General features: G+C 73.1%; 16 protein-coding genes. 12 read left to right on the forward strand and 4 right to left on the reverse strand.

What is annotated here, in order from left to right; all coding sequences use genetic code 11:
• The first annotated feature begins 84 nt into the window (after nt 1-84).
• Genes HLK59_RS00380 through HLK59_RS00395 form a run of 4 tightly spaced genes read left to right on the forward strand, consistent with a single transcriptional unit; the run spans nt 85 to nt 4,011 of the window.
• The gene (locus tag HLK59_RS00380; protein WP_171139087.1) at nt 85-1,308 is read left to right on the forward strand and encodes an MFS transporter; all 1,224 of its coding nucleotides are present in this window, start codon (nt 85-87) and stop codon (nt 1,306-1,308) included.
• Between the two features lie 47 nt (nt 1,309-1,355).
• Nucleotides 1,356-2,159: an SGNH/GDSL hydrolase family protein gene (locus HLK59_RS00385; protein ID WP_171139088.1), complete on the forward strand. Its 804-nt coding sequence runs from the start codon at nt 1,356-1,358 to the stop codon at nt 2,157-2,159.
• 17 nt (nt 2,160-2,176) lie between these two features.
• Nucleotides 2,177-2,743, forward strand: coding sequence for a PadR family transcriptional regulator (locus HLK59_RS00390; RefSeq protein WP_171139089.1), 567 nt, complete (start codon nt 2,177-2,179; stop codon nt 2,741-2,743).
• Complete coding sequence (locus HLK59_RS00395; RefSeq protein ID WP_206326595.1) at nt 2,740-4,011, forward strand: CoA transferase; 1,272 nt, start codon at nt 2,740-2,742, stop codon at nt 4,009-4,011. Before HLK59_RS00390 ends, HLK59_RS00395 begins: the two co-directional genes overlap by 4 nt.
• 258 nt (nt 4,012-4,269) lie before the next feature.
• Here HLK59_RS00395 and HLK59_RS00400 read toward each other — a convergent pair whose 3' ends face one another.
• The gene (locus HLK59_RS00400) at nt 4,270-5,622 is read right to left on the reverse strand and encodes an amidohydrolase family protein (RefSeq protein WP_171139090.1); all 1,353 of its coding nucleotides are present in this window, start codon (nt 5,620-5,622) and stop codon (nt 4,270-4,272) included.
• Nucleotides 5,612-6,586 carry an enoyl-CoA hydratase/isomerase family protein gene (locus tag HLK59_RS00405; RefSeq protein ID WP_171139091.1) on the reverse strand — a complete coding sequence of 325 codons (975 nt, stop codon included), beginning with the start codon at nt 6,584-6,586 and terminating at the stop codon, nt 5,612-5,614. Before HLK59_RS00405 ends, HLK59_RS00400 begins: the two co-directional genes overlap by 11 nt.
• A 93-nt stretch (nt 6,587-6,679) precedes the next feature.
• Here HLK59_RS00405 and HLK59_RS00410 point away from each other — a divergent pair, with 93 nt between their 5' ends.
• From HLK59_RS00410 to HLK59_RS00425, 4 genes are all read left to right on the forward strand, one after another.
• On the forward strand, nt 6,680-8,260 hold the full coding sequence (locus HLK59_RS00410) for a methylmalonyl-CoA mutase family protein (RefSeq protein WP_171139092.1): 1,581 nt from the start codon (nt 6,680-6,682) through the stop codon (nt 8,258-8,260).
• Nucleotides 8,260-8,649 carry a cobalamin B12-binding domain-containing protein gene (locus HLK59_RS00415; RefSeq protein WP_171139093.1) on the forward strand — a complete coding sequence of 130 codons (390 nt, stop codon included), beginning with the start codon at nt 8,260-8,262 and terminating at the stop codon, nt 8,647-8,649. Before HLK59_RS00410 ends, HLK59_RS00415 begins: the two co-directional genes overlap by 1 nt.
• Nucleotides 8,650-8,692: 43 nt before the next feature.
• Nucleotides 8,693-9,634: an LLM class F420-dependent oxidoreductase gene (locus tag HLK59_RS00420; RefSeq protein WP_206326596.1), complete on the forward strand. Its 942-nt coding sequence runs from the start codon at nt 8,693-8,695 to the stop codon at nt 9,632-9,634.
• A gap of 206 nt (nt 9,635-9,840) precedes the next feature.
• Nucleotides 9,841-10,887, forward strand: coding sequence for a CoA transferase (locus HLK59_RS00425; protein ID WP_171139095.1), 1,047 nt, complete (start codon nt 9,841-9,843; stop codon nt 10,885-10,887).
• Here HLK59_RS00425 and HLK59_RS00430 read toward each other — a convergent pair.
• The gene (locus HLK59_RS00430) at nt 10,864-11,856 is read right to left on the reverse strand and encodes a ferredoxin--NADP reductase (RefSeq protein WP_171139096.1); all 993 of its coding nucleotides are present in this window, start codon (nt 11,854-11,856) and stop codon (nt 10,864-10,866) included. The two genes, HLK59_RS00425 and HLK59_RS00430, sit on opposite strands and share 24 nt — an antisense overlap.
• Before the next feature lie 97 nt (nt 11,857-11,953).
• On the opposite strand from HLK59_RS00430, the gene HLK59_RS00435 reads away from it, so the two are divergent.
• From HLK59_RS00435 to HLK59_RS00450, 4 genes are read left to right on the forward strand one after another with little or no spacing between them, the layout of a single operon-like run.
• Nucleotides 11,954-13,357 carry an AMP-binding protein gene (locus HLK59_RS00435; RefSeq protein WP_171139097.1) on the forward strand — a complete coding sequence of 468 codons (1,404 nt, stop codon included), beginning with the start codon at nt 11,954-11,956 and terminating at the stop codon, nt 13,355-13,357.
• Entirely contained in the window at nt 13,335-14,228 is an 894-nt protein-coding gene (locus HLK59_RS51855) for an acyl-CoA dehydrogenase family protein (protein ID WP_171139098.1), read from the forward strand. Before HLK59_RS00435 ends, HLK59_RS51855 begins: the two co-directional genes overlap by 23 nt.
• Complete coding sequence (locus HLK59_RS52265; RefSeq protein ID WP_171139099.1) at nt 14,215-15,303, forward strand: acyl-CoA dehydrogenase family protein; 1,089 nt, start codon at nt 14,215-14,217, stop codon at nt 15,301-15,303. Before HLK59_RS51855 ends, HLK59_RS52265 begins: the two co-directional genes overlap by 14 nt.
• Nucleotide 15,304: 1 nt before the next feature.
• Complete coding sequence (locus tag HLK59_RS00450; protein ID WP_206326597.1) at nt 15,305-16,084, forward strand: enoyl-CoA hydratase/isomerase family protein; 780 nt, start codon at nt 15,305-15,307, stop codon at nt 16,082-16,084.
• Nucleotides 16,085-16,089: 5 nt separating this feature from the next.
• Here the strand turns inward: HLK59_RS00450 and HLK59_RS00455 are convergent, their stop codons facing one another.
• On the reverse strand, nt 16,090-16,857 hold the full coding sequence (locus HLK59_RS00455) for an SDR family NAD(P)-dependent oxidoreductase (protein ID WP_171139100.1): 768 nt from the start codon (nt 16,855-16,857) through the stop codon (nt 16,090-16,092).
• Nucleotides 16,858-16,923 lie beyond the last annotated feature (66 nt).

Raw genomic sequence — 16,923 nt, forward strand, 5'->3', positions numbered from 1 at the left:
GGGCGTGCCGGTTCATAGTCGGGGCAGTTCCTGACGCCCGCCGCTCGGGCGCAGTCCCCTCCGGTGCCGCAGTCGCCGCACCTCATGCCCCCCGACGTGGAGCCCCGCCATGCCCGGTCCGTCCCCCTGCGCGCCCCTCTCCTGATGGCCGGCAGCTGCCTGCCCGTCCTCGGCGCGGTCCTGATCGCCCCGGTGCTGCCGAAGATGCAGGACCACTTCGACTCGGTACCCGGCGCCAAGACGCTCGTCCCCGTCGTCCTGACCGTCCCGGCGCTGGCGCTCGCCCTGCTGGCCCCGTTCGCGGGCGTCATCGTCGACCGGCTGGGCCGCAGACGCCTGCTGGTCGTGGCGACCGTGCTGTACGCGCTCTTCGGCACCGCCCCGCTCTGGCTCGACTCCCTGGGCGCGATCGTCGCCTCCCGGGTCCTGGTCGGCATCACCGAGGCCGCGATCATGACCTGCTGCACCACACTGATCGGCGACTACTACACGGGCCGTGTCCGGGACCGCTATCTCGCCCTCCAGACCATGTGCGCCTCCGCCTCCGCCACCGCGTTCTTCGTGATCGGCGGCGCGGTCGGCTCGGCGGGCTGGCGCGCCCCCTTCTGGATCTACGCGGTCGGCCTGCTGCTGGCCCCCCTCATGGCGACCGCCCTGCCCAGGCTCCGTCAGGACGCCGCCGAGGAAGTCACCACCGAGCCGCGTCCGTTCCCCGTACGACGGCTGGCCGGCATCTGCGCGCTGACCGTGTTCGGTGCCATGGTCTTCTACACCGTGCCCGTCGAGACGGCCTATCTGCTCGACGACCTGGGCATCACCTCCACCGGCGTCATCGGTCTGGCCACCGCCCTCGCCAGTGCCGCCACGGTGGCCGGATCGATCGCCTTCACCAGGCTGCCGGGCACCCCCGCGAGCCGGCTGCCCGTGGTGTTCGCGCTGTGCGGCACCGGGTTCGTGGTCATGGGGCTGGCGAGCGGACCCGTGCTGCTGATCGCGGGTGCGGTGCTCAACTGCCTCGGTACGGGCGTCCTGTTGCCGTCCCTGCTCACCGCCGCGATGTCCAGGCTGGAGTACACCGACCGAGGGCGCGGCACCGGACTGTGGACGGCCGCCTTCTTCTTCGGCGAGTTCATCTGCCCGCTGATCCTGATCGGGCTGGAGACCGTGGTCGGGAGCCTGGCCACCGCCGTCGGCGTCCTGGGCCTCGCCTCGGGGCTGCTCGCGGGCGGACTGCTGCTCGTGGGACGGTCGGCGGTCGTCGAGCCCGACCCTGCCGGCCCTTGGGATGTGAAGGCCCCTCGTCTATAGTCAACGACATTACTAGGTGCGTACTTGTCCAAGTGGGGCGGCCGGTCATGACGGAGAACGGACCTCTGCGGTACGTCGCCCTCGGCGACAGCCAGACCGAAGGGTGCGGCGACGGCGACGACGTACGAGGACTGCGCGGATGGGCCGACCGGCTCGCCGAGCAGCTCGCCCGGGACACACCGGACGTGCTCTACGCCAATCTCGCCGTGCGCGGCCGTCTCGCCGGGCAGGTGCGGGACGAACAGCTCGCGCCCGCCCTCGCGTTGGAGCCCGGCCTCGCCACGGTCGTCGCCGGGGTCAACGACCTGCTGCGGTCCCGTTTCGACGCCGACGAGGTGGCCGGTCACCTGGAGGCGATGTTCGCCGCACTCACCGCGCGGGGCGCCCGCGTGGCGACGGTGACCTTCCCGGACGTCGCCCGGATCACCCCGCTGGCCCGCCCGGTCCGCCCCCGGGTCATCGCCCTCAACGACCGCATCCGACAGGCCGCGGCCCGGCACGGAGTCGTGGTCGCCGAGACCTCCCACCACCCCGTCGTGACCGACCCGCGCCTGTGGAGCCCCGACCGGCTGCACGCCAGCCCGCTCGGTCACGCCCGGATCGCCGCCGCCGTGGCCGACGCCCTCGGCCTGCCGGGCAGCGACGACGGCTGGACCCGGCCGCTGCCCGCCGACCCGCGGGCGGCCTCGGGGCTGCGCGCGGTCGGCGGCGAGCTGCGCTGGGCCGGCTCCTTCCTCGGCCCCTGGCTCGTACGGCGGGTCCGCGGCCGGTCCTCCGGCGACGGCCGGCGCGCCAAGCGGCCCGAACTGCTCCCGATGCCCCGGCCCGCCGATACGCACCCCATTGACTAGTCAACTAGGTTGATCCCATGGCTCTGCGCAACGCGGTGATGGCCGCCCTCCTGGAGGGCGAGGCCTCCGGATACGACCTCGCCAAGGGCTTCGAGGCCTCCGTCGCCAACTTCTGGATGGCCACCCCGCAGCAGCTCTATCGGGAACTGGAGCGCATGGCGGCCGAGGGCCTCGTCTCCGCCCGCGTGATCCAGCAGGAACGCCGCCCCAACAAGCGCCTGTTCTCCCTCACCGAGGCCGGTCTGGAGGTCCTGCGCGCGTACATCGCCGACGAGCCCGCGAGGCCGACCGCCATCCGCGACGAGCTGATGGTCAAGGTCCAGTGCGTAGACATCGGCGACACCGACGCCGTACGGACCGCGATCGCCGAGCGCGTGGAGCGGTCCACCGCCAAGCTGGCCCGCTACGAACGGATGCGGGAGCGCATGCTCGCCGGCCGCACCGAGGACGAGTACTTCGCCGAGGCCGACCGCATCGGGCCCTACCTCACCCTGCTCGGCGGCATGACCTTCGAACGGTCGAATCTCGCGTGGGGCGAGACCGCCCTGAAGAGGCTCGCTCAGCGCGGCGCACGTCTGCCGTGAGCGAGCGGCCGATCCCCGGCGCCGGAGAGAGCTGCCCGCACCTCGACTGGGCCGCCTCCGGGGCCATGGCGCTCACCGGTGAGCAGGACGGCCCGCCGCTCCTGGCGCCGGGCGGGTTGATGCCCCTCCTGCACCGGATCCGCGGCGCGCTCCCCGTCGACATCGACCCCGCCCTCCTCCTCGGCGCCCGAGCCGGTGCCATGGGCCTGACCCGGCGCGGCCGTACGTCCACGGGTGGCGCCACCCGCCTGCTGCGAGCCGCCGACGGCTGGTGCGCGGTCACCCTGGCCCGCCCCGACGACCTCGACCTCGTCCCCGCGATCCTCGGCCGCGCCGACGTCCACGCCCCGTGGGACGACCTCGCCACCGCCGCACGCACCACGAAGGCCCGCGAACTCGCCACGCGCATCCGCATGTTCGGGGTCCCCGCCGCCGCACTCCCGACCGGGCCGGGAGCACCGGCCGACACTCCGTACCGCACCTCCCGCATCGCCGCACCCGCCAAGGACCCGAAGCTCGAAGGCGCCCTCGTCGTCGACCTCTCCTCCCTCTGGGCCGGCCCCCTCTGCGCCCATCTGCTCGGACGGGCCGGCGCCCGTGTCGTCAAGGTCGAGAGCACCCGGCGCCCCGATGGCGCCCGGGCCGGGAACCGGCGGTTCTACGACTGGCTGCACGCCGGCCACGAGAGCGTCGCCGTCGACTTCACCACGGCCGAAGGACGCGCGGCGCTCGCGGAGTTGGTCGGCGAGGCGGACATCGTGATCGAGGCGTCCCGACCGCGAGCGCTCGCGCAACTGGGGCTGGCCGTCGAACGCCTCGACCATCGTGCGGGCAAGGTGTGGGTCGCCATCACGGGGTACGGCCGCGGCCACCCCGACCGGGTCGCCTTCGGCGACGACGCCGCGGTCGCCGGGGGACTGGTGGCGCGGTCCGACCACGGCCCGGTCTTCTGCGGCGACGCGATCGCCGACCCGCTCACGGGACTGGTCGCCGCACTGGGCGCCTTCACGTCCCTGGCCCGCGGCGGCGGGGAGCTGATCGACGTCTCGATGCGCGAGGTGGCCGCCGCCTTCGCCGGGACCGCTCCCGACACGGAGCACGGCCCGCATCCGGTACGCCGGGACGGCGGCACCGGCTGGACGGTCACCTGCCCGCGCCTCGCCCGGACGCAACAGATCCTTCCACCACGCCCACCCGAAGCGACGGGCCCGGCAGCCGAGTCGGGCGCCGACAACGCCCTCATCCGTGTACGACCCGCCCCGCGATGAACGTGGCGCGCTGCTGCTCGGCGGGACGTGACGGGTTCTTCCGCCGCGCCGACCCGAAGTGGCGCCTGCCGCGGCCGAGTCGGGCGTCGACAGCGCTCTCGTCCGTGCGCGACGCGTCCCGCGATGAGCGTGGTGCGCTGCTGCTCGGCGTCGGGTGGGCAGTCGCCTGCCTGCTGCTCGGCCGGACGCAGCGGGTTCTTCCGCCGCGACCACCCGAAGTGGCGGCTCCCGCGGTCGAGTCGGGCGCCGACAACGCTCTCATCCGTGTACGACCCGCCCCGCGATGAACGTGGCGCGCACCTGACCGGCGTCCGGCGTGCGCAGTGCCTCGCTCAGGGGTCGGTCGAGGAGCACGAGGTCGGCGGGTTGGCCCGGGGCGACGCGACGTGGGGGGCCGCCCGGATCGGACAGTGGGGAGAGCAGGCCGGTCAGGACCGTGGCGGGTGGGACGCGTTCGGCAGGGCCCAGTACCCGTCCGGAGGGGGTGAGCCGCTGTGTCGCCGCACGGAGGCAGGCCCAGGGGTCGGGGTCCCCGTACGGGGCGTCGCTGCTCGCCGCCACCCGGACGCCCGCCCGCAGCAGACCGGCGTACGGCCACAGGTCCGGCCGGTCCTCGGGCTCGGCGCGGTCCCAGTACGTGTCACCGCGCCGGGCCACCAGCGTCGGTTGGGTGACCACGGTGATCCCCCGCACCGCCAACTCCTCGGCGAGGGCCGCGTCGGCGACGGCACAGTGTTCGACGCGGTCGCCCCGCAGGGACCCGGCCTCGTCCAGCGCGGCCAGGGTCAGGGCGAGGGCCACACGGGTCACACAGTGCACGGCGACGGGACGGCCGGCGGTGTGGGCCCGCCGTATGCGCTCGGTGAGGTCGCCGAGGTCGGGGAGCGTGTGGTCGGCGACCACCAGCTTCACCGGGCCCACGCTCAGCCGGGGATGATCCGCCGGGCCGCTGTCGGCGGCCATCAGCATGACGTGCTGGGGGAGTTCGCCCCGCCGTACCGCGTCCGCCACGGCCGCGGCGGCCCCGTCGTCCGGGGTGGCGTCCGCGAGGTGGGTGACCCCGAGGGCGGCGAGGCGGGCGCCCACCGCCCGCAGGGACGGCGGACGGGAACCGAGCCTCTCGCGCAGCCAGGCATCGGCCCGCCACAGCAGCCCGCGCTCGACCCCGGTGTCCCCGAGCCGATCCAGCCCCGCCGAGTTGACCACCCACAGCGCACCGGAACGATGCTGCACCCGCACCGGCAGCACCCGGTTCCAGGCATCGAGGACATCCCGGTCGAGCTCGCCGTGGACCACGTCGTCGTATCCGACGGCCCGCACCCACCCGTCCTCGCCCGGCACGGCCCGCGCGACCGCCTCGGCCAGACCGTCGCGCGACACACCGGACACGTCGAGCGACGACTCCCGCGCCGCCATGGCCGCCAGATGCAGATGATGATCGGCCAGCCCCGGAAGCAGCGCGCCCCCCTCACCCGCTACGACCAACTCGGCGTCCCCCGCCCGCAGTCGAGGCCCGATCTCCGCCACGACACCCCCACGGACCCGGCAGTCGACCGGGCGGCCCGGCCACGACCGCACCGACACGCCCCGCAGCAGCACGTCACCGCTCATGGCCGTCGATCTCGTCCACCAGCCCCCACCGCAGGGCGGTACCCGCATCCAGCCGGGCCCCGCTCAGCATCAGCCACGCCGCCCGCCACCGTCCGATCCGCCGCGGCACACTCACCGTGCCGCCCGCGCCGGGCACCAGCCCCATGGCCACCTCGGGCAGCTGGAAGAAGGCGCCCGGCGAGGCCACCACGCGCCCGGCGAACGCGGCCATCTCGATACCGGCGCCCACGGCCGCGCCCCGCACCCGGACCGTGACCCGGTCCCGCAGACGGTCGACGAGCCGCCACGGTGCCCGGTCGAGCCGCACCAGATACGCGGCCACGAGATCGCGGGCGGTGCCGAACTCGGCCAGGTCGCCCCCGCTGCAGAACACCGGCCCCGCGCCGCCGAGTTCCACCTCCTCGACCGAGTCGTCGAGAGCGGCGATCTCCAGGGCGTCGTAGAGCTCCTCACGCATCCGGAAGGCGAACGCGTTCCGGCGCTCGGGGCGGTCCAGCAGGATCGACAGCCTGCCGCCGGTCCGCGACAGCCGGACGCACTCCCCGTCGGCGGCCGCCGTCCGCGGACCCCGTTCGGCGAGCCAGGCGGCGAACTCGGTCCCGCCCAGCAGCATCGAGTAGGCCGCCGCCTCCGCGGCCAGGGCGTCCAGGGTGCCGAGCGAGGGAGTCTGCCGCAGCAGTCTGCCCAGCGTGACGGTGGTCTGCGGGCGGCGGTCGGCGACCTCGGCCAGTGCGGCGTACGCCTGCCACGGGTCCGCCACGGGTACCGACTCGCGGTCGGGAGCGATCACCTGTGGGCCGATGAGAGTCAGCGTCAGTGCCCGGACCAGCGGCCTCAAGTGCTGCGGCGGCTGCCGCGTCGCGATCCCGACGGTGAGCGGGAGGGAGTCGGCGACCCGGGCGGCGGCCTCCGCGACACGTGCCGGATCGGCGGTGTGCCAGTCGTCGAGGTCCACCTGTTCCATGCGGCGAGCGTAGACGACGGCGAGCGTGGACAGGATCCGATTCTCCGTGCTGGTATTGGCATTCTCCTTTTCTGCAAGTAGCGTATCCACACGATGAATGACTTTGCCCAGACCTCGTCCGGAATCCCGCTCAAACCGGTCTACGGACCGGCGGACCGGGCCGTCGAGCCGCCGGCGCCGGGGGACTTCCCGTTCACGCGCGGCAATTACGCCTCCGGCTACCGGGGGCGGCTGTGGACGCTCAGGCAGTACTCGGGGTTCGGCACCGCGGAGGAGTCCAACCGCCGCTACCGCTATCTGCTCGATCAGGGCGGCACCGGGCTGTCGGTGGCCCTGGACCTGCCCACGCAGTGCGGCTACGACTCCGACGACCCCGAGGTCAGCGAGGAGGTCGGGCGGGTCGGTGTCGCCGTCGACACCCTCGCCGACGCCGAGGTGCTCTTCGAGGGCATCCCGCTGGACCGGATCAGCACCAGCTTCACCATCAACGGGACGGCGGCGATCCTGCTCGCCTTCTACGTGGCCGCCGCCGAGCGCCGGGGTGTGCCACGGGCGAAGCTGACCGGGACCATCCAGAACGACATCCTCAAGGAGTACGCCTCCCGCGGCACCTGGATCTGGCCGCCGGAGCCGTCGCTCAGACTGATCGCCGACACCATCGAGTTCTGCGCGGCCGAGGTGCCGCGGTTCAACGCGATCTCCGTCGCCGGCGCGCACTTCCGCGACGCCGGGGCCAACGCCGTGCAGGAGATGGCGTTCACCCTCGCCGACGGGGTGACGTACTGCGACACCGTGCTGGAACGCGGACGTATGACGATCGATCAGTTCGCCCCGCAGGTCTCCTTCTTCTTCTACACGCACGGCGATTTCTTCGAGGAGATCGCCAAGTACCGTGCCGGGCGCAGGCGTTGGGCGACCATCGTCCGCGAGCGCTACGGGGCGGGCTCCGACAAGGCCGCGATGTTCCGCTTCGGCTGTGTCGCCGGGGGAGCCTCGCTCTACGCGCCGCAGGCCCCCAACAACACCGTCAGGGTCGCCTACGAGGCGCTGGCCTCCGTCCTCGGCGGCGTCCAGTCGATGTTCACGGCCGCCTGGGACGAGCCCTTCGCGCTGCCCAGCGAGGAGTCGGCCACGCTCGCCCTGCGCACCCAGCAGATCCTCGCCCACGAGACCGGCGTCGCCCGCGTCGCGGACCCGCTCGGCGGCTCCTACTTCGTCGAGGCGCTCACCGACGCGACCGAGGAGCGGATCGTCGAGATCATGGCGGATCTGGAGCGGCACGGCGGTATGGTCCGGGCGATCGAGGACGGCTATCTCCAGGGCCTCATCGCGGACGAGGCCTACCGCGTCCACCGGGCGGTCGAGGCGGGCGAGCGGCCCGTCATCGGGGTCAACCGGTACGTCGACGAGGACGAGCCCGCCCCCGACGTCGCCACCTACGAACTCGACGCCAAGGGCCGCGAGACCCAGCTGGAACGGCTCGCCCGGGTCAAGGCCGAACGCGACCCGGCCGCCGTCCGCACCCGCCTCGCCGCCCTCGCGCGCGCCGCCGAGGGCACCGACAACCTCATGGGCCCGCTCGTCGACTGTGCCAACGCCTACTGCACGGTCGGCGAGATGGTCACCGCCCTCAAGGACGTGTGGGGCGAGTTCCAGCAGCCGGTGGTGTTCTGATGGGCACCCGGATCCTCATCGCCAAGCCCGGTCTCGACGGCCACGACCGAGGCGCGAAGATCGTCGCCCGGGCGCTGCGCGACGCCGGGTTCGAGGTCGTCTTCACCGGCATCCGGCAGAAGGTCGAGGACATCGTGGCGACCGCCGTCCAGGAGGACGTCGCGATGGTCGGCCTCAGCATGCTGTCCGGGGCGCATCTGGCGCTGACCGCCAGGACCGTGGAGGGCCTGCGGGCCGCGGACGCCGGGGACATCACGGTCGTCGTCGGCGGCACCATCCCGCCGGCCGACGTGCCGCGCCTGAAGGCCGCGGGCGCCGCTGCCGTGTTCCCCACCGGAACACCCCTTGACGTCGTGGTGGCGGACGTACGCGCCCTCACCTCGCGCTGACCTGGAGCCCCTGACACCTGGAGGGAACGTGCGGATCGGAGTCATGATCGGACCCGAGCGGGGGGACTCGGCGCGCAAGGCCGAGCGGATGCTCGCGGATGTGGAGTGGGCCGAGTCGGCCGGGATGGACACCGCCTGGATCCCCCAGGTCCCCACGGACTTCGACGCGTTGACCGCCGTGGCGCTGATGGGGACCCGGACCAGCCGCATCGAGCTGGGCACCGCCGTCGTCCCCCTCCAGGCCCAGCATCCCGTCGCCCTCGCCCGCCAGGCCCTGTCCACCCAGGCGGCCACCGGCGGCCGGCTCGCACTCGGTGTCGGCCCCTCGCACCACTGGATCGTCCAGGACATGCTCGGCCTGCCCTACGCCCGCCCGGCCGGCCTCACCCGCGACTACCTCGACGTCCTCGACGCGGCATGGCGCGGCCCCGGCCCCGTCGACGTCGAGAACCGCACCTACACCGTGCACAACCCCCTCGACCTCGCCCCCGTGGCCCCGCTGCCGATCCTCCTCGCCGCCCTCGGCCCGGTCATGCTGGCCCTCGCCGGGGAGCGTGCCGACGGAACCGTGCTGTGGATGGCCGACGAACGCGCCGTCGCCGACCATGTCGTCCCGCGCATCACGAAGGCCGCCGAGAGCGCCGGACGCCCGGCCCCCCGCGTCGTCGCCGGCATCCCGGTCTGTCTGTGCGCCCCCTCCGAGGTCGACGCCGCCCGCGAGCGGGCCAACCGGATCCTCGGCGAGGCCGAGATCTCGCCCAACTACCAGCGGCTGCTGGACTACGGCGACGCCAGGGACGTCGGCGACCTGTGCGCGGCGGGCGACGAGACGGCCATCCTCCAGCGCTTCAAGCGCTTCGCCGACGCCGGCGTCACCGACCTCTCCGTACGCCTCCTGCCCATCGGCGACGGCCGCGACGAACTGCTCGCCTCCAAGCGCCGCACCCGCGAGATGATCGCGAACCTCGCGACGGAGCTGAGGTGACGGGCACCGACCGCGGCTCCGGAGGCGCTGCGGAGGCGGGGCCCGGTGGGAGCGGACTTCGGGTCGGTGAGGGCGAGGGGGAGGCATCGGTTGCCGAGTCGCCTGGTGGCGAGCCTCCTGGTGCCGAGGGGATTGGCGCCGGCCGCGGGCCGCGGTGCCGGTCCCGGGCGTCGGCCGATGACCGTGCGCCTCGGCGTGCCCCTCAGGTGACCCCCGGCCCCCTCGCGGGCCTGCGGATCCTCGAAGTCGGTCATATCCTCGCGGGCCCGTTCGCCACCATGCTCCTCGCGGACCTCGGTGCAGAGGTCACCAAGGTCGAGCCGCCCGGCGGGGACCTCTCGCGGCAGGTCGGTGACGCCTACTTCGCCAGCATCAACCGCGGCAAGCGCAGCATCTGCCTCGACCTCGGCACGGACCAAGGACAGGAACGCCTGGGCGAGTTGGCGGCCGACGCACACGCGCTGCTGGTCAACCTGAAACCGTCGGTCATCCGGCGGCTGGGGCTGACGTACGACAGTCTGCGCCGGCACAACGAGCGGATCGTCTGCGTGGCGGTCACCGGATACGGCCTGGACGGCGGTGACGACCCGGCCTTCGACTACGTCATCCAGGCCGCCACCGGAGTCGCCGCCCTCACCGGCGACCCCGACGGTCCGCCGACCCTGCCCGGGTACTCCTCCGTCGACAACTCCGCCGCCCTGACCGCCGCGTTGGGCCTGCTCGCCCAGATCGTGTCCGGCCGCGGCGGGCAGGTCGACGTGGCGCTGCGGGACGTGATGCTGTCCCAGCTCAACTACCGGGCGTCCGCCTACCTCAACGACGGGGTCGAGCCGCGCCGGCTGCCCTTCGGAGCGCACTCGTACTACGTGCCGGCCCAGCTGTTCCCCACGGCGGCAGGGCACTTGGCGCTGTTCATCACGCACGACGGCTTCTGGAAGACCTTCGCCGCGGAGGCCGGCATAGCGGGCTTCCCGACGATGGCCGAGCGGGCGGAGCGACGGGACGAGGTCCTCGACGCCGTCACGCGGGCGCTGAGCACCGACACCGCCAAGGGCTGGGAGGCCCGGCTGCGGCCGCTCGGCATTCCGGCGGCGGCCGTCCGCACGCTCCCCGAGGCACTGGAGGCGACACCCGAGGTCGTCGTGCGGGCCGGCGACTACAGACTGATCGGCAGTCCCGTCAGGATCGCCGGATACGAGCCCGTCTACGGCCCGCCGCCCGCCCTGGGCTCACTCGTAGTGGACGGTGACTGAGCCCTCGTCGGGCACGCCCTGGCAGGTCAGGACATAGCCCTCGGCCACCTCGTCCTCGGTCAGCGCGTCGTTCACCCGCATGGTGGCGCTGCCCTCGGTGATCCTGGCCATGCAGGTGGCGCAGTTGCCCGCCTCGCAGGAGAAGGGCGGGGTGAGGCCGGCCCGGCGGGCGCTCTGCAGGAGCGTCTCGTTCGGGTGCTTGGCGACGGTGGCGCGCTTGGTGCCGAGGACGATCGTGACGGTGCCGTCAGCCACCGGGCGGGTCACGGGCGGCGGTTGAGGCGCTCCGCCGAACCGCTCGCTGAACACCCGGCCCGGCCCCGGCAGCACCGACTCCACCAGCTCCATGAAGGGCTCGGGCCCGCACACATACGCGTCCGCCCCGCCGTCCGCGCCGACGAACTCCCGTATCGCGTCGGCGTCGACGAGCCCCCGCTCGGCGTCGAGATGCCGCACGACGCTCAGCCGGCCCGGGAACTCCGCGGCCAGCTCGGTGAGCGCCGCGTCGAAGATGGCCGACGCCCGGTCCCGGTCGGCGCACAGCAGCCGCACCGGACGGCAGGTCGCGGCCAGCGCGCTCTTGGCGAGGGAGAGGATCGGGGTGATCCCGCTGCCGCCGCTGAAGCCGAGCAGCGGTGTCTCGGCCGGCCGCAGACAGAACAGGCCCCGCGGCTGGGTGAGTTCGACCTCGTCGCCCTCGCCGACATGGTCGTGCAGCCAGTTGGAGACCTTGCCGCCGGGGACGCGCTTGACCGTCGTCATCAGCTCGGCGTCCGTCTCCGGGGCGCTCGACATCGAGTAGGAGCGCAGCAGGTCCCTGCCGTCGACCCGGACCCGGAAGACACAGAACTGCCCTGCCTGGTAGGCGAACGGGCCGTCGTGCGGGTCGAGGACGAAGGTCCGGGCGTCGGGGGTCTCCTGGACGATCTTGACGACGGTCGCGCGCCGGAACAGGACGGGGCTCGCCATGGACGCCCTCCTCGGGCTCTGGTATCAAGGTTCTATCACTGCGAGAATACTATTCTCATCAGGAAGATGGGACCCTCTCAACAGGCGGGGACGAGAGATGAGCGAACGGGCCGCGCTGGTCTTCGAGGACCGGGAGTACACCCTGGCCGCACTGGAGGGCCTCGCGGACGGGCTGGCCGGCGAGCTGGAGCGGCGCGGTGTGCGGGCGGGGGAGCGGGTGGCGCTCATGTCCTCCAACCGGCCCGAGTTCGTGGTCGCGGTGCGGGCCGTGTGGCGGCTCGGCGCGGCGGTCGTGCTGCTCAGCCCGGCCTGGAAGCGGGGCGAGGTCGAACACGCCCTGGAGATCACCGGGGCGACGCACGCCGTCGGTGACCATCCGGTGCTCGCGGAACTGATGCCGATGCGCCACCTGGACGAACCGATCCCACCCGGACCGGGCTCCTGCGCCTGGCCCCCCGAACAGGCCGACGCCGTCCTGGTGTTCAGCTCCGGCACGACCGGGATGCCCAAGGCCGTACGGCACACCCACGCCTCCCTCGCCGCCGCCGTACGCCACTGGCGGGACGCCCTCGGACTGACGGCACGGGACCGCATCCAGATCGCCACACCGCCCTCGCACATCCTCGGCCTGCTCAACATCGTCACCGCGCTGGAGACGGGCGCCTGGCTGCGGCTGCACCGCCGCTTCGACCTCGACCGGCTGCTCCAGCACATCGAACTTGACCGCATCACCGTCGAGATGGCCGTCGCCCCGATCGCGCTCGCCATCGCCTCGCACCCGAAGCTGGAGTCCTACGACCTGTCCTCGCTCCGCTACATCATGTGGGGCGCCACACCGGTCACCCCGAGCGTCGCCGAGACCGTCACCCGGCGCACCGGGGTCGGCTGGGTGCCCGCCTACGGGGCCAGCGAACTGCCCGTCATCGCCTGCAACCCGCTCGACGGGGCGCGCCTGGACACCCCGGGACGGCCCGTGCCGGGGGTGAGCGCACGGGTGGTCTCCCTGGAGACCGGGGCGCCGGTCGGGCCGGGTGAGACCGGTGAGATCGAGGTCCGCTCCGACTCCCTGATGGCCGGCTATCTGCCCGCCGAGGCGACGGCGGAAGCCCTCCATGACGGCTGGTACCGGACCGGGGACGTCGGCAGTCTCGACGCCGACGGCTGGCTGCGGCTCACCGACCGCTCCAAGGAAATGATCAAAGTGCGGGCGTTCCAGGTCGCGCCCGCGGAGGTCGAAGCCGTGCTGCACGGCCATCCCGCGGTCGCCGACTGCGCGGTGTTCGGCGTCCCCGACCCGGTCGACGGGGAGGCGGTCGTCGCGGCCGTACGGACGACCCGCCCGGTGGCGGCGGCCGAGCTCATCGACCTGGTCGGCACGCGGCTCGCCTCCTACAAACGCCCGAGCCGTGTGGAGTTCGTGCCCGAGATCCCCCGCCTGCCGTCCGGCAAGGTCCTGCGCCGGGTCCTCAAGGAGCGCCATGGATGTACGTCTGACACCTGAACAGCGTCAACTGCGGGCCGCGGCGGCCCGGTTGGCCGACGACCTCGGCCCCGACTCCGTCCTCGACCTGGACGACGTCGACCGGATCGCGCGTCTGGAGAAGGCCGTCGAGGCCACCGGCTGGCGGACGCTGCGCTCGGACGGGGCGTCGGGGGTCGAAGTCGCCCTGGTCGTCGAGGAGTTCGGGCGGGGACTGGTCGACGTACCGCTCCTGGGCCCCGTACTCGCCGACGACCTGGCCCCCGGGATCCCTTCGGCCACCGTCGTCGTGGACGGCGAGGCCCGGGACGCGCGCGGCCTGCGCAAGGGCGTCCTCGTCGAAGGCGACCGCGTGCTGGCCGCCGACATCGGCTCCCGCGTCCCGGGCGCCGACCTGACCCGTCAGAGCGCCTGCGTCACCGGCCCGGCCGAGCCGATCGCCACCCTCACCGCCGAAACCGCCACCCGCAGCCGGGCGTTGGCCCTCGTGGCCACCACCGCCGACCTGCTCGGCACGGCCCGCGGCGCCCACGCGCTCGCCGTCGCCCACGCCAAGCTGCGTGAGCAGTACGGCAGGCCGATCGGCACCTACCAGGCCGTCGCCCATCTGCTCGCCGAAGGACTGGCGTTGATCGAGGGCTCGGTGAGCGTGCTGCGGCACGCGGCGTGGGCGGTCGACGAACTCCCCGGGACGGAGGCGCTGCGGTCCGCCCGGATCGCCAAGCTCTACTGCGCCCGCGCCGCCCGCACCGTCTGCGAGACGGCGATCCAGGTGCACGGCGGCATCGGCAACACCTGGGAGTGCCTCGCCCACGTCCATCTGCGCCGCGCCCTGGCGTCCACCGAGCTGTTCCCCGTACGCCTGGAGGAGATCGACCGTGGACTTTCGTGACTCCCCTCAGGAGGCCGCCTTCCGGACACGCCTGCGGACCTGGCTGACCGAGCGGGCCGGAGCGTTCCCGACCTCGGGCGACGCCTACTGGGCACGGCAGGGCGAATGGCACCGCGCGCTCCACGCGGCCGGCTTCTTCGGACTGTCCTGGCCCAAGGCGTACGGCGGTCAGGAACTGCCGCCCGTCTACGACGTCATCCTGGACGAGGAACTGGCCCGGGCCGGCACCCCGGCCCGCCCCAGCCTCGGCTACCTCGTGCAGGGCCTGGGCCGGCACGGCGGCGAGGAACTGTGCCGCCGGTTCCTGCCCGGCATGATCGACGGCACCGAGCGCTGGTGCCAGGGCTTCAGCGAACCCGGCGCCGGATCCGACCTCGCCTCCCTGACCACCACCGCCACCCGCGACGGCGACACCTACGTGGTGCGCGGCCACAAGATCTGGACCAGCTACTCCGACGTCGCCGACTGGTGCCTGCTCCTCGCCCGCACCGACCCGGACGCACCCCGGCACAAGGGCATCTCGGCGTTCGTGATCGCCATGGACCAACCCGGCATCGAGCAACGCCCGTTGACGATGATGAGCGGGGTGACCAAGGAGTTCGGCCAGGTCCTCTTCGACGGCGCGACCGTGCCCGCGGACCAGATGGTCGGGGAGCCCGGCGAGGGCTGGGCGCTCGCCATGACGGTCGTGGGACACGAGCGGGAGCCCGCGACGCTGGGCTTCTCGGCCCGGTACGGCAAGCTCGTGCGCCAACTCGCCGCCCGCACGCCCGGCGTCGTGCCACCGGAGCTCGCCTGGGCCGTCGTCGAGACGGAGATGCTGCGCCTGCACGTACGGCGGCGGCTGTCCGAGCAGCTGGACGGGGTCTCGCACGGTCCGGAGGGGTCGCTGGACAAGCTGCTCATGACCTGGACGGAACAGACGGTCGGCCACGCGGCCCTCGCGGTCGGCGGCACCGGCGACCAGGAACTCCTGAACGCCTACCTCTACAGCCGGGCGCAGAGTGTCATGGGCGGCACCTCGCAGATCCAGAAGAACATCATCGCCTCGCGCATCCTCGAACTGGGAGCCTGACGTGACGGAGAACCTGTACGGCATGCCGGAGGAGATCCAGGTCCGGGCGGACGGCCCGCTGCGGATCATCACCCTGAACCGGCCCGACGTCCTGAACGCCGTCAACGACCCGCTCCACACCGGCCTCGCCCGGCTGTGGCCCCGTCTCGGCGCGGACCGCGACGCCCGCGCGGCCGTGCTCACGGGCGCCGGCAAGGGGTTCTCGGCGGGCGGCGACTTCGCCTACCTCGACGAGATCCGGCAGGACCCGGACCTGCTGGCCCGCACCATCGCGGACGGCCGGGACATCGTCCTCGGCATGGTCCGCTGCCGGGTCCCCGTCGTCGCGGCCGTCAACGGGCCCGCCGTGGGCCTGGGATGCAGCCTCGTCGCCCTCAGCGACACCGCCTACATCGCCGAGACCGCGTACCTGTCCGACCCGCACGTCCAGGTCGGCCTCGTCGCCGCCGACGGCGGCCCGCTCACCTGGCCCCTGCACACCAGCCTGCTCCTCGCCAAGGAGTACGCCCTGACCGGCGCCCGCATCCCGGCCGAGAAGGCCGTGGCCATGGGCCTCGCCAACCATGTGGTGTCCGACCCCCTGGCCGAGGCGACGGCCTGCGCGAAACGGATCGCGGAACTGCCCCGACAGGCCGTCGAGAGCACCAAACGCCTTCTCAACCTGCACCTGGAACGGGCGGTCCTGGCGACCCTCGACTTCGCGACGAACGCCGAGGAGCAGTCCTTCCGCACGGACGACTTCCGGACCACCCTCGCGCGCCTCACGGGTGGATCGGACTGAGCGGCCTACTTCGGAGGGAACCTCAACGCCCCGTCGAGCCGGACGACTTCGCCGTTGAGGTAGTCGTTCTCGCAGATGTGCTGGACCAGGGAAGCGAACTCGGGGGAGCGCCCCATGCGCCGGGGATGGGGCACCTTTGGCCCCCAGTAGGCCTCCAGCTGGTCACCGGCCTTGCCGTACGCGGGGGTGAGGAAGGTGCCGGGGGCGATGGTGACGACGCGGATGCCGAGGGGGGACAGGTCGCGGGCGGCGACCAGGGTCATGGCGGCGACCCCGCCCTTGGCGGCGGCGTAGGGGAGCTGGCCGATCTGGCCCTCGTACGCGGCGATCGAGGCCGTGTTGACGACGACACCGCGGGCGCCGTCCTCGTCGACGGGCTCGTGGCGGGCCATGGCGGCGGCGGTCAGGCGCAGGACGTTGAAGACGCCGGTCAGATAGATGTCGACGGTCTGCCGGAACCCGGCCAGATCCAGGGGCTCCCCGTCCCGGCCGATCAGCCGGCCGCCGCTCGCGGGGCCGCCGTGGGTGTCCACCGAGATCCGCAGCGGGCCGAGCGCCTCGGCCTCCCCGACGGCCGTGCGCACGTCGTCCTCGCTGGTGGCGTCGGTGCGTACGTAGCGGACGCCCAACTCCTCCTCCAGGGCCTTGCCCTTGTCGTCGGCGAGGTCCGCGACGACGACCGCCGCACCCGCCGCGTGGAGCCGGCGCACCGTCGCCTCGCCCAGACCTCCCGCTCCGCCGACCACGATCGCGGACGACCCTGCTATCTGCATGACAGCTCCCTTGCGAGTCATGTTCTAGTTTTGCGAGAGTAGCATTCTCATCTGTTGGTGTGACCG

Origin of the sequence: Streptomyces sp. S3(2020) (assembly GCF_013044505.1) — a bacterium.
Classification (GTDB): Bacteria; Actinomycetota; Actinomycetes; order Streptomycetales; family Streptomycetaceae; genus Streptomyces.

Excerpts from the sequence above, each read along its gene's own strand:
- HLK59_RS00385 (WP_171139088.1), top strand. The coding sequence starts at position 1,356 with ATGACGGAGAACGGACCTCTGCGGTACGTCGCCCTCGGCGACAGCCAG.
- HLK59_RS00430 (WP_171139096.1), bottom strand. The coding sequence starts at position 11,856 with ATGGCGAGCCCCGTCCTGTTCCGGCGCGCGACCGTCGTCAAGATCGTC.
- HLK59_RS00410 (WP_171139092.1), top strand. The coding sequence starts at position 6,680 with ATGAATGACTTTGCCCAGACCTCGTCCGGAATCCCGCTCAAACCGGTC.
- HLK59_RS00435 (WP_171139097.1), top strand. The coding sequence starts at position 11,954 with ATGAGCGAACGGGCCGCGCTGGTCTTCGAGGACCGGGAGTACACCCTG.
- HLK59_RS51855 (WP_171139098.1), top strand. The coding sequence starts at position 13,335 with ATGGATGTACGTCTGACACCTGAACAGCGTCAACTGCGGGCCGCGGCG.
- HLK59_RS00405 (WP_171139091.1), bottom strand. The coding sequence starts at position 6,586 with ATGGAACAGGTGGACCTCGACGACTGGCACACCGCCGATCCGGCACGT.
- HLK59_RS00420 (WP_206326596.1), top strand. The coding sequence starts at position 8,693 with ATGATCGGACCCGAGCGGGGGGACTCGGCGCGCAAGGCCGAGCGGATG.
- HLK59_RS00415 (WP_171139093.1), top strand. The coding sequence starts at position 8,260 with ATGGGCACCCGGATCCTCATCGCCAAGCCCGGTCTCGACGGCCACGAC.
- HLK59_RS00380 (WP_171139087.1), top strand. The coding sequence starts at position 85 with ATGCCCCCCGACGTGGAGCCCCGCCATGCCCGGTCCGTCCCCCTGCGC.
- HLK59_RS00455 (WP_171139100.1), bottom strand. The coding sequence starts at position 16,857 with ATGCAGATAGCAGGGTCGTCCGCGATCGTGGTCGGCGGAGCGGGAGGT.
- HLK59_RS00390 (WP_171139089.1), top strand. The coding sequence starts at position 2,177 with ATGGCTCTGCGCAACGCGGTGATGGCCGCCCTCCTGGAGGGCGAGGCC.
- HLK59_RS00400 (WP_171139090.1), bottom strand. The coding sequence starts at position 5,622 with ATGAGCGGTGACGTGCTGCTGCGGGGCGTGTCGGTGCGGTCGTGGCCG.